Raw genomic sequence first — 11,644 nt, forward strand, 5'->3', positions numbered from 1 at the left:
CCAAGCTTGTGACCTCGAGGGGGTAGGCGCTGGAGCTAGACAGTTCGCGAAGTTCAGCAATATGAATTCTGTTATTAACACCATTGAAACAGGGCCTGCAGCTGCAGGCCCTTGTTTTCTGCACTATTTTTTAATATAGAATTAATATAAAATACATCCATATCCTATATAATGGAATCAATACATAGCAATGCACTTCGGGAAACCTGGGATGTGAAAATATGAAAAAAATCTTGCTCTACGCAGCCATACTTGCCGCTGCTGCAGGTGTTTACTTTTTATATGGAAAACAGCTGGGAGCCATAGCATTCTTCCTGCTCTCCATCTACTTCACCTGGCTTGCCTATAAAAAATGGGACCGGCCGCTGAGGGACAGGAGGAGGAGGAGGGCAGATTAGGTAAATCGGACATACATGGATTTTACCTGCTGTCCTTAGATGCTGAACGAAAAATAATCTGCATAAAAATGTACGGAACAGCAGATATAACTGGCATAAACCGTAAAAATTTGTTTATAATGAGGAATATGCCTTCTTGCAGGCTGTCCGCATGCATTTACAGGGCCCTGCGGAAATTCAACTTATATAGTTTATCATTTGCGCGTTTATGAGCGTTTACATAGGGAAAGGAAGTGCTGATATTGAGTTTGGAACAGTTCTCAAAAGAAGAATTGCAGGAAATGTCATTAATCGAAGTGGCTTATGAACTTCTGACAAGCAAAAAGGAACCGATGGCCTTTAATGACATCATGAATGAAGTAGCTAAACTTATGAACCTTTCAGGGGAACAAGTCAAGGGGAAAATTGCACAGTTCTATACAGATTTAAATATAGATGGCCATTTCATCGGATTGGGCGATAACCGCTGGGGTCTTCGTTCATGGTATCCGGTTGACCAATATGAAGAAGAAGTCGTAACGGTAATCAAGCCTAAGAAGAAAAAGGCGAAGAAAAAGGACGACGATCTCGATCTTGAAGATTATGATGAACTGGATGAAGAGGATATCGACTACGATGATATCGACGGATTCGATGATGATGATCTGACTGAAGACGATGATGACGATCTTCTGGACGATGACGATGATCTTGAAGATGATGATGATTTCGAAGACGATGATGAAATCGTAGAAAAAGATGAAGAATTCGATCTTGGCGATGATGACGAAGAGCTTGAGGAAGATGACCTCGACGCTGACGAAGACGAAGAAGATTTATAACCTTGACTTTTCGTTTCAGGGCTTGTAGAATACTTTTTGGGCTCCTTAAAAAAGGACGATTCGTTTAGACGCTAATAGCGCTCCCTTACTTACTTAAGTAAGAGGAGCGCTTTTTATTTTTTTTTACAGGCCATGTGCCTTTTTAAAAGAGCTAAACCATCCCTTTGCGATAAGCTTCCGCTGAAAAAACCGGAGGCTGAACAATAGAATTTTTATCATCAAGTCTTTAAACCGGCATCATTATGCACAAACTGATATCAAGGGGGAATTTTTCATGACTAAGTATATTTTTGTTACGGGCGGAGTTGTTTCGTCACTGGGAAAAGGAATCACAGCAGCATCGCTTGGCCGTCTGCTGAAAAACAGAGGGTTAACGGTTACGATTCAGAAATTCGATCCTTACATAAATGTGGATCCGGGAACAATGAGCCCGTACCAGCATGGTGAGGTGTTTGTAACAGGTGACGGCGCCGAGACTGACCTGGACTTAGGCCACTATGAGCGTTTTGTTGATATTAACCTGACAAAGTACAGCAGTGTAACGACTGGTAAAATTTACTCCACTGTCCTTAGAAAAGAGCGCCGCGGCGACTATAACGGCGGAACGGTACAGGTTATTCCGCATATCACAAATGAAATCAAGGATAAAGTTTTCCGAGCAGGCCATGAAACGAATTCTGATGTAGTCATCACAGAAATCGGCGGAACAGTAGGGGATATTGAGTCACTTCCATTTCTTGAAGCGATCCGCCAAATTAAGAGCGATATCGGCCGCGATAATGTGATGTATATTCACTGTACACTGGTCCCTTACATCAAGGCAGCAGGGGAAATGAAAACAAAGCCGACACAGCACAGTGTAAAAGAACTGCGAAGCCTTGGCATTCAGCCAAATGTCATCGTTCTGCGTACAGAAATGCCAATTTCCCAGGATATGAAGGACAAAATTGCGCTATTCTGTGATATCGATAAAGAAGCAGTTATTGAAGCAACAGATGCTGATACTTTATATTCTATCCCGCTATCTCTTCAAGATCAGAAGCTTGATGAAATCGTCTGCAAGCATTTGAAGCTGGATTGCGGAGAAGCAGACATGACCGAGTGGAAGCAGCTGGTTGACAAGGTTCTAAACCTTTCAAAGAAAACCAGGATTGGCCTTGTCGGTAAATATGTTGAATTGCAGGATGCTTACATTTCTGTTGTTGAAGCCCTAAAACATGCAGGGTATGCCTACGATTCTGATATTGAGATCAAATGGATCAATTCTGAAGAAGTGGACAGCACGAACGTGAATGAACTGCTTCAGGACGTGGACGGAATCCTGGTTCCGGGCGGATTTGGCGACCGCGGCATTGAAGGGAAAATCCTTGCGATTCAATATGCACGCGAAAACAAAAAGCCATTCCTTGGCATCTGCCTGGGCATGCAGCTGGCTTCGATTGAATTTGCAAGAAACGTACTGGGTCTTGAAGGGGCGCACTCAGCAGAAATTGCTCCTGAAACACCGCATCCAATTATCGACCTTCTGCCTGAGCAAAAGGATATTGAGGATTTAGGCGGAACTCTAAGACTTGGACTGCAAGCCTGCAAATTGAATGAAGATACAAAAGCATTTGAAGCTTACCAGGATGAAGTGGTATATGAGCGTCATCGCCATCGCTATGAGTTCAACAACCACTACCGTCAGGATATGGAAAAAGCAGGCTTTGTCTTCTCTGGTACAAGCCCGGATGGCCGCCTGGTGGAAATCATCGAAGTCAAGGATCACCCTTGGTTCGTTGCTTCCCAGTTCCATCCTGAATTTATCTCAAGACCAACCCGCCCTCAGCCATTATTCCGTGAGTTTGTCGGGGCATCATTGAAGTTTAGCGAGAAATTATAATGTGTAAAAAATCCCTCCGCATCCGGAGGGATTTTTTGTTTTTGCCTTGCGCGCGCAAACCGGGGTATTCGCGCACAAACGCTTTGGACCCGCGCGGAACCGATGAATAACCGCGCACAAATCAAGAATGCGCACAAAGTTACAGATGAACCAAGCAAAATCTACTCAAACTCCGCCAAAATCTCATCAATCGTAAACTTAATTCCATAATACACAAACAAAGCAGCCATGGAGGCCGGATAGCCGAAGCGGTTGCCCTCTTCGTCAGGCAGAAGGCCTTTCGCAAGCTTTAAATCTATATGAACATCAGCCAAATCAGCCAGGCTGCCGCCGCTTTCAGTCCTTAAAGTGCTTACTGCCACAAAGGGGATCCCTTTTTCGGATAAAGATTTTGCCAGAGCTGCTGCGTCTTCGTCATCCGAATATCTTGAAAAGATGATGACCCGGTCTGTTTCTGAGACTTCCGCCTCTTTCTCCAATATCGCTGCATCTTTAAGCGGTTCCTGGCTCTGAACGGCTTCATAGCCGATTGCTGCCATTTCTTTAGTTCCATAAATATATATTTTCCCATCACCGGCAGCGGCCTGGGCCAAAAGGCGGGCACTGTCCTCGATGGAAAACTCTTCTTTTTCCTGAAGTCTTTTAAATAAGCCTGTCAGCTGGGTAGAAAACATCTTCAGCAAATCAGTTCACTCCTTCATCTCTTCCTGAGGTTCTATTATAGAGAATATGGAAGGAAAGGTAAAATAATCAAAGGTAATTGCTAAAATAAGAAGGAATAATCATGTTTCACAGAGAAATTAGCTGTAGGAGAATGTATAGTTAAGTGACCTGCAGTCATAATTCAGTATGGTTTAAAACCTAAGTGCTTTTAATACGACAGAAAGAGGTGGCTTGATGAAAGGGAAAATTTTAATCGTAGATGATCAGTTCGGAATCCGTATTTTACTTAATGAGGTACTGCAGAAGGAAGGGTACGACACGTACCAGGCTGCCAATGGAGTCCAGGCTCTCGACATTGTTTCCAAGCATTCGCCTGACCTTGTTCTTCTTGATATGAAAATACCGGGAATGGACGGGATTGAAATTTTAAAAAGAATGAGAGTAGTGGATAAAGATATCCGTGTCATTATCATGACGGCTTACGGTGAACTCGATATGATTCAGGAAGCAAAGGATCTGGGTGCTCTTACTCACTTTGCGAAGCCATTCGATATCGATGACATCAGGGCGGCAGTAAAGAAATATTTGCTTGTCCCTAACTCGTAATAAGCCAAAATTACCCGTTTTTAACCTGAAATTCCAACACTATAAAAATGATAGCGTTTGCTTTATGACAATTCATAAAAACGCGCTGGAATAATGGCTTTTCTATGTCCTTTTTGGTATGATAACAGATGAATTCCAAAGGGTCGTCTCAGTTTAGCGGACTATTTTAAGGGTACATATTCGATAGTGTTAAGGGGAAAACTTTAACAGTATTTAGTCTGTTGAACTTAAACGATTATCAATAAGGAGGAAGAAAAATGCCTTTAGTTTCTATGACTGAAATGCTTAATAAAGCAAAATCAGAAGGCTATGCTGTAGGTCAATTTAACTTAAACAACCTTGAGTTCACTCAAGCGATCCTGCAGGCGGCAGAAGAAGAAAAATCACCGGTTATCCTTGGTGTTTCCGAAGGTGCTGCACGTTACATGGGCGGTTTTAAAACGGTTGTAAAAATGGTTGAAGGACTGCTTGAAGATTACAAAATTACCGTTCCTGTGGCTATCCACTTAGACCACGGTTCAAGTTTTGATAAATGTAAAGAAGCAATCGATGCCGGATTCACATCTGTTATGATTGATGCTTCCCATGATCCATTCGAACAAAACGTGGAGACTACTTCAAAAGTAGTTGAATATGCACATTCAAAAGGCGTTTCAGTTGAAGCAGAGTTGGGAACTGTCGGCGGACAGGAAGACGATGTTGTGGCTGATGGCGTTATTTATGCTGATGCTAAAGAATGTGAAGAGCTGGTTAAGCGCACAGGCATCGACTGCCTTGCTCCGGCACTGGGTTCTGTTCATGGACCATACAAAGGCGAGCCTAACCTTGGCTTTGCTGAAATGGAAGAGATCGGAAGCCTTACAGGTGTTCCTTTAGTTCTACATGGAGGAACTGGAATCCCAACAAAGGATATCCAAAAGTCCATCTCTTTAGGAACTGCCAAAATCAATGTAAACACTGAGAACCAAATTGCTTCTGCTAAACGCGTTCGCGAAGTATTGGCAGCAGATACAGAAGTATACGATCCGCGCAAATACTTAGGACCTGCACGCGAAGCGATTAAAGAAACTGTAATCGGCAAAATGCGCGAATTCGGTTCTTCAAACAAAGCATAATAAAATAACTGCACGAGAAACCGCTTCTAGATTTAGGGGCGGTTTGCCTTATTTATTGAGGCGCACCCCCGTGTAAGGCTTTACAGAATCACAGGTTTATTTGATAATACATAGATATCAGAATATTTTATAAGGTGGGATTTTATATGAAGTTTTTCATCGATACAGCGAACATGGACGAAATTAAAGAAGCATACGCCCTTGGGGTAGTTGCAGGAGTAACAACCAACCCTTCATTGGTGGCAAAGGAAAAGAATGTATCCTTCCCTGACCGTCTTCGTGAAATCACAGATTTGGTGCCAGGCTCAGTTAGCGCCGAGGTCATCGCTCTTGATGCTGAAGGCATGATTAAAGAAGGAAGAGAGCTTGCAGCAATTGCACCGAACATCACAATCAAGGTGCCAATGACGCCGGATGGCCTGAAAGCAGTAAGCGCATTTTCAAAAGAAGGCATTAAAACTAATGTAACCCTGATCTTCAGTGCAAACCAGGCGCTGCTTGCTGCAAGAGCAGGTGCTACATACGTTTCTCCATTCCTTGGACGTTTGGACGATATTGGCCACAATGGTCTTGATCTGATTTCCACAATCGCAGAAATCTTCGCGATTCATGACATTGATACAGAAATCATTGCGGCTTCCATCAGACATCCTCAGCATGTGACGGATGCAGCATTAAGAGGAGCTCATATCGCGACAGTTCCTTATAAAGTCATCCAGCAATTATTCAGCCATCCTCTGACAGATAAAGGAATCGAAGCGTTCCTCGCAGACTGGAACTCAAGAGGATAATTTATTCTTCGGAAAAATAACTCTAGGAAACTGGCTTTGTTTATTTTACTGTGAGAGCTGTCCAGCAAGCAGCCTACCCCCTCGAGGTGTCGGGGGTGGGAAGGCGCTTGCGCTTTTCTTAAGCAAAGCCAGCCCCATTACTTGTACCCCTGTTTTTTAGTGCTTCTTTCTTAATTTTAACTTTTTTCGAATACAATACATGAGATTTGATTTTTCGTGTAAACTATAAGATAAAGATAATGTCGGATTCTGTAAAAAACATATGGAAAATTGTTCCTTATTCAACTTGCAATGTTGCAAAATACAGATACATGATAATATGAAAGTGCATATTTTCCCAAAGACTATTTTTCCGATATTAAAAAAGACAAGCCTTTAGTCAAACTATTAACGCCGATAACTGTCTAGCTGCAGCGCCTACCCCCTCGAGGTCACAAGCCGCTCCTCCCAAAAAGGCAAAGGACGCCTTTCCGTTAGGATCGTCTTGTGCTTGAGGCCTACAGGACAAGGAAGGCTTCGTCAGCATAAACATCGCACGACCAATAGCGACAGCTTTTGGGAGGATGTGGGTCATGCAGACGTTGCCACAGGACAAGGAAAGCTACGGCAGTGATACATCGCACGACCGAAAGCGGCAGCTTTTGGGAGGACGTGGCGATCTTAGTCTGCGTTCCTATAGTGGGCAAGGCGCTTCCGCTTTTCTTTAGAAGCTAGGGCTATTTCCTGCCAAATTTGGTTAGAAAAGTAGTGTGTAGCTTTTGCTGTAAGGGCTATCAATTTTTTAAATATTGAAGTCAAATTCCAGCATATGTGTTTAACAACGGCTTAGAAGGGAGTTACAAATGGAAAAGCTAATGATTGCAGGTGGATATCCTTTAAAAGGGACTGTCCGGATCAGCGGAGCGAAGAATAGTGCCGTCGCACTGATTCCAGCTACCATTTTAGCGGAATCACCTGTAAAAATTGAAGGTTTGCCGGATATTTCGGATGTACAAATTCTTAAAGATTTGCTTGAAGAAATAGGGGGCACTGTCGAATTCTCTGAAAATGATATGACAGTAGATCCCTCTTCCATGATTTCCATGCCTTTGCCGAACGGAAAAGTAAAAAAACTGCGCGCTTCCTATTATTTAATGGGAGCGATGCTCGGCCGATTTAAAAAAGCGGTTATTGGACTTCCCGGAGGATGCCACCTCGGACCAAGGCCGATCGACCAGCATATAAAAGGGTTTGAAGCTCTTGGCGCGCGTGTGACCAATGAGCAGGGAGCCATTTACCTTCGTGCCGATGAACTGCGCGGAGCCCGTATTTATCTCGATGTTGTCAGTGTTGGAGCAACCATTAATATCATGCTTGCCGCTGTCAGGGCAAAAGGCAGAACCATTATCGAAAATGCAGCAAAAGAGCCTGAAATCATTGATGTTGCTACGCTTCTGACCAATATGGGTGCGAAAATCAAGGGTGCCGGCACAGATGTGATCCGCATTGATGGCGTGGACCATCTGCATGGCTGCCAGCATACGATTATCCCTGACCGGATTGAAGCGGGAACGTATATGATCGTTGGGGCAGCGGCCGGAGAAGGCGTGCTGATTGACAATGTCATCCCGCATCATCTTGAGTCCCTAATTGCAAAGCTGCGCGAAATGGGAGTTCAGATTGAAGCGAATGACGACCAGGTATTTGTCGGGCCAGCAGAGAAAATGAAAGCTGTGGATATTAAAACACTTGTTTATCCGGGCTTCCCTACAGACCTGCAGCAGCCGCTGACTTCTCTGTTAACGGGTGCAGAAGGGACAAGCATGGTCACTGATACCATTTATAGTGCCCGTTTCAAGCATATTGATGAGCTGCGCAGAATGAATGCCAACATTAAAGTGGAAGGGCGCTCTGCGATCATCAATGGGCCTGTTCAGCTTCAGGGTGCTAAAGTTAAGGCGAGCGATTTGCGCGCCGGCGCAGCACTGGTAATTGCCGGCTTAATGGCAGAGGGAGTTACCGAAGTCACAGGCTTAGAGCATATCGACAGGGGCTACAGCCATCTGGTTGAAAAGCTGAATGGACTTGGTGCCACAATTTGGCGCGAAGAAATGAGCAAAGAAGAAATGGAACAAATGAAGAACGCATAAATAGAACACCTGTGAATATTGACAACTGACTGATCATTACTTGAGGAAAAATCAAAGTAAGATCAGCAGACAAATATAAATTAAGGCGGGCTTTTGCGGTGCCGGAGGTAAGAAGCCGGTCCGCATTTGCCATGCTGCCAGCCTTAGAATCCGGGGAGGAAAAATCGATGGAAAGAAGTTTGTCAATGGAATTAGTTCGCGTAACAGAAGGTGCCGCTTTAGCATCAGCACGCTGGATGGGGCGCGGATTAAAAGATGAAGCGGATGATGCCGCTACTTCTGCAATGAGAGATGTATTCGATACGGTGCCAATGAAGGGAACAGTCGTTATCGGGGAAGGTGAAATGGATGAAGCGCCAATGCTTTATATCGGGGAAAAGCTTGGAACAGGCTATGGTCCGCGTGTAGATGTCGCTGTCGATCCGCTTGAAGGCACGAACATCGTTGCATCCGGCGGCTGGAATGCCTTAGCTGTTCTTGCGGTAGCTGACCACGGAAATCTTCTGCATGCTCCGGATATGTATATGGACAAAATTGCAGTCGGTCCTGAAGCGGTTGGTCAAATTGATATTAACGCTTCTGTTCTGGATAATTTGAAAGCGGTGGCAAAAGCCAAAAACAAGGATATTCAGGATGTTGTGGCGACAGTGCTTAACCGTGAGCGCCATGAACACATCATCAGCCAGCTTCGCGAAGCAGGTGCCAGAATTAAATTAATCAATGATGGGGATGTGGCTGGAGCCATTAATACTGCCTTCGATGAAACAGGCGTCGATATTCTGTTCGGATCCGGCGGAGCACCAGAAGGAGTACTGGCAGCTGTTGCTCTCAAGTGCCTTGGCGGGGAAATTCAGGGGAAACTTCTTCCGCAAAATGACGCAGAGGCTGAGCGCTGCTTAAAGATGGGCCTTGATATTAATAAAGTCCTTCTTATGGAAGACCTGGTAAAAGGCGATGATGCGATCTTTGCTGCAACAGGCGTAACTGATGGGGAGCTTTTGAAAGGCGTACAGTTTAAAGGCTCATATGGTTCGACCCATTCAATTGTTATGCGTGCCAAATCAGGAACGGTCCGCTTTGTAGAAGGTCGCCATAGCCTGAAGAAAAAGCCTAATCTTGTTATAAAATAAATATATAAACAGATAGAAAATGAGTGCTGGCTGCATTGCGCCAGCCTGCTCATTTTCATTTCCTTCCTGTTATATTTTCCATATCAAATTTTGTTATTGATTAATTTTCATATTAAGGGGTAAAATAGAGATTGTTTTTCATGGAATAGGATACCTCAAAATTTTAACCGAAAACGGACAGCAAACCGTTCCATTCCTCGAAACCTTTAATTAAGAACATAATGATAGATTCTTCAGCTATTTTCAGTGCCTCAAAGTATCTTTCCCTTTCCTTTCATATAAAGTCCAATAAATTGAACAGCTGCATATGGAGGAAATGATTGAAAATTTCAAAAGTGTGGTGTAAAAATGGGTTTAAACATTTCAAGTTTAGAAAATATGAAGCTTAAAGAGCTTTATGAACTTGCCCGTGAATATAAAGTTTCTTATTACAGCAAGTTATCGAAAAAAGAATTAATTTTTGCCATCCTGAAAGCAAGAGCAGAGCAGGAAGGCTACTTCTTCATGGAAGGTGTCCTGGAGATCATTCAGTCAGAAGGATTCGGTTTCCTTCGTCCAATCAACTATTCACCAAGCTCTGAGGATATTTATATTTCCGCTTCCCAGATCCGCCGTTTCGATTTGAGAAACGGAGATAAAGTTTCAGGAAAAGTCCGTCCTCCAAAAGAAAATGAGCGTTATTTTGGCCTTCTGCAGGTTGAAGCCGTGAATGGCGATGATCCGGAATCAGCAAAAGAGCGCGTTCACTTTCCTGGTCTGACTCCTTTATATCCAAACCGCCATATGAAACTGGAGACAGGTACAAGACAGCTGTCTACAAGAATTATGGACCTGCTTGCACCGGTTGGATTCGGGCAGCGCGGTCTGATTGTCGCGCCTCCAAAAGCAGGTAAGACCATGCTTTTAAAAGAAATAGCCAACAGCATCACAACCAACCACCCGGAAGCGGAACTGATCGTGCTATTGATTGACGAGCGCCCGGAAGAGGTAACAGACATCGAGCGTTCAGTTGCAGGCGATGTGGTCAGCTCAACATTTGATGAAGTGCCGGAAAACCACATTAAAGTGGCCGAGCTCGTTCTTGAACGTGCTATGCGCCTTGTTGAGCATAAGCGTGATGTTGTGATTCTGATGGACAGCATTACAAGACTGGCAAGAGCATATAACCTGGTTATTCCTCCGAGCGGCAGAACCCTTTCCGGCGGTATTGACCCGGCGGCGTTCCACCGTCCAAAGCGCTTCTTCGGTGCAGCCCGAAACATTGAAGAGGGCGGAAGCTTAACGATTCTGGCAACTGCACTCGTTGACACGGGTTCGCGAATGGATGATGTCATTTACGAAGAATTCAAGGGGACAGGCAATATGGAGCTGCACCTTGACCGCTCACTGGCTGAAAGAAGAATCTTCCCGGCCATCGACATCCGCCGCTCCGGCACGCGTAAAGAGGAACTTCTTATTCAGAAGGATCACCTGGACAAGCTGTGGGCAATCCGCAAGTCCATGTCGGATTCACCGGATTTCGCCGAAAAACTGCTTCGCAAGCTAAAACAGACAAAATCCAACGAAGAATTTTTCGCTAACCTGGCAGAAGAAATGAAGGCTAAGCGTTCGCAGTAAAATTCCTATTTGGAAAATCCAGGATGCAGAATTCGCTTATTGCAAAAAACACATGGACTTGTTATAATGATGACAGTGTGTTTTTGAAGTTTACGGCAATTCATGATTGCCCGTAATATATAACTCTGTTTCGAATGATTCAGGGCGGAAGGAGATGAAAAGAATGAAATCAGGAATTCATCCTAACTATAAAAAAGCAATGGTGAAATGTGCTTGCGGTAACGAGTTCGAAACCGGTTCTGTTCAAGAAGAGATCCGCGTTGAAACTTGCTCTGAGTGCCATCCATTCTATACTGGACGTCAAAAATTCGCTGAAGCCGGCGGACGTGTTGACCGTTTCAATAAGAAATACGGCATTAAGTCAGAACAAAAATAATAAACAACAAAAACAGGCAAGTTAACTTTCTTGCCTGTTTTTTATTGCAAAATAAGCGGTTATGAAGAATTCAAGTAAGCTTAACAGCTCGACCCCTTTCTTCATAAAATAGTAAG

The 11,644-nt window shown here is 44.0% G+C and carries 11 protein-coding genes; 10 read left to right on the forward strand and 1 reads right to left on the reverse strand.

All coding sequences use genetic code 11. The features are described from left to right. The first annotated feature begins 221 nt into the window (after positions 1 to 221). From BFI01S_RS23545 to pyrG, 3 genes are all read left to right on the forward strand, one after another. A complete protein-coding gene (locus BFI01S_RS23545) occupies positions 222 to 398 on the forward strand; it encodes a hypothetical protein (protein ID WP_169799789.1) in 177 nt (58 codons plus the stop codon). Positions 399 to 640: 242 nt separating this feature from the next. Further along, a complete protein-coding gene (gene rpoE / locus BFI01S_RS19035; protein WP_061794010.1) occupies positions 641 to 1,219 on the forward strand; it encodes a DNA-directed RNA polymerase subunit delta in 579 nt (192 codons plus the stop codon). A gap of 274 nt (positions 1,220 to 1,493) precedes the next feature. Further along, entirely contained in the window at positions 1,494 to 3,101 is a 1,608-nt protein-coding gene (pyrG, locus tag BFI01S_RS19040) for a CTP synthase (RefSeq protein WP_061794011.1), read from the forward strand. 161 nt (positions 3,102 to 3,262) lie between these two features. Here the strand turns inward: pyrG and BFI01S_RS19045 are convergent, their stop codons facing one another. Beyond that, positions 3,263 to 3,784: a DUF2529 domain-containing protein gene (locus BFI01S_RS19045; RefSeq protein ID WP_061794012.1), complete on the reverse strand. Its 522-nt coding sequence runs from the start codon at positions 3,782 to 3,784 to the stop codon at positions 3,263 to 3,265. A 211-nt stretch (positions 3,785 to 3,995) separates the two neighbouring features. Here BFI01S_RS19045 and BFI01S_RS19050 point away from each other — a divergent pair, with 211 nt between their 5' ends. From BFI01S_RS19050 to rpmE, 7 genes are all read left to right on the forward strand, one after another. Beyond that, complete coding sequence (locus tag BFI01S_RS19050) at positions 3,996 to 4,370, forward strand: response regulator (RefSeq protein WP_172581936.1); 375 nt, start codon at positions 3,996 to 3,998, stop codon at positions 4,368 to 4,370. A gap of 257 nt (positions 4,371 to 4,627) precedes the next feature. Beyond that, a complete protein-coding gene (locus tag BFI01S_RS19055) occupies positions 4,628 to 5,485 on the forward strand; it encodes a class II fructose-bisphosphate aldolase (protein WP_019380596.1) in 858 nt (285 codons plus the stop codon). Between the two features lie 146 nt (positions 5,486 to 5,631). Then, complete coding sequence (gene fsa, locus BFI01S_RS19060) at positions 5,632 to 6,276, forward strand: fructose-6-phosphate aldolase (protein ID WP_061794013.1); 645 nt, start codon at positions 5,632 to 5,634, stop codon at positions 6,274 to 6,276. Between the two features lie 842 nt (positions 6,277 to 7,118). Beyond that, positions 7,119 to 8,405, forward strand: a complete 1,287-nt coding sequence (gene murA / locus BFI01S_RS19070) for a UDP-N-acetylglucosamine 1-carboxyvinyltransferase (protein ID WP_061794015.1) — start codon at positions 7,119 to 7,121, stop codon at positions 8,403 to 8,405. A gap of 167 nt (positions 8,406 to 8,572) precedes the next feature. Next, entirely contained in the window at positions 8,573 to 9,535 is a 963-nt protein-coding gene (glpX, locus tag BFI01S_RS19075) for a class II fructose-bisphosphatase (RefSeq protein ID WP_035327992.1), read from the forward strand. A 348-nt stretch (positions 9,536 to 9,883) separates the two neighbouring features. Next, positions 9,884 to 11,152, forward strand: a complete 1,269-nt coding sequence (rho, locus tag BFI01S_RS19080) for a transcription termination factor Rho (RefSeq protein WP_061794016.1) — start codon at positions 9,884 to 9,886, stop codon at positions 11,150 to 11,152. 163 nt (positions 11,153 to 11,315) lie between these two features. After that, positions 11,316 to 11,528 (forward strand): 50S ribosomal protein L31, encoded by a 213-nt coding sequence (gene rpmE / locus BFI01S_RS19085; RefSeq protein ID WP_009332279.1) that lies wholly within the window; start codon positions 11,316 to 11,318, stop codon positions 11,526 to 11,528. Positions 11,529 to 11,644: the final 116 nt, after the last annotated feature.

The organism is Cytobacillus firmus NBRC 15306 (assembly GCF_001591465.1).
Classification (GTDB): domain Bacteria; phylum Bacillota; class Bacilli; order Bacillales; family Cytobacillaceae; genus Cytobacillus; species Cytobacillus firmus.

What these genes read in the sequence shown, in the direction of transcription:
- rho (WP_061794016.1), top strand. Translation starts at nt 9,884, where the DNA reads ATGGGTTTAAACATTTCAAGTTTAGAAAATATGAAGCTTAAAGAGCTT.
- glpX (WP_035327992.1), top strand. Translation starts at nt 8,573, where the DNA reads ATGGAAAGAAGTTTGTCAATGGAATTAGTTCGCGTAACAGAAGGTGCC.
- BFI01S_RS23545 (WP_169799789.1), top strand. Translation starts at nt 222, where the DNA reads ATGAAAAAAATCTTGCTCTACGCAGCCATACTTGCCGCTGCTGCAGGT.
- murA (WP_061794015.1), top strand. Translation starts at nt 7,119, where the DNA reads ATGGAAAAGCTAATGATTGCAGGTGGATATCCTTTAAAAGGGACTGTC.
- pyrG (WP_061794011.1), top strand. Translation starts at nt 1,494, where the DNA reads ATGACTAAGTATATTTTTGTTACGGGCGGAGTTGTTTCGTCACTGGGA.
- fsa (WP_061794013.1), top strand. Translation starts at nt 5,632, where the DNA reads ATGAAGTTTTTCATCGATACAGCGAACATGGACGAAATTAAAGAAGCA.
- BFI01S_RS19055 (WP_019380596.1), top strand. Translation starts at nt 4,628, where the DNA reads ATGCCTTTAGTTTCTATGACTGAAATGCTTAATAAAGCAAAATCAGAA.
- rpmE (WP_009332279.1), top strand. Translation starts at nt 11,316, where the DNA reads ATGAAATCAGGAATTCATCCTAACTATAAAAAAGCAATGGTGAAATGT.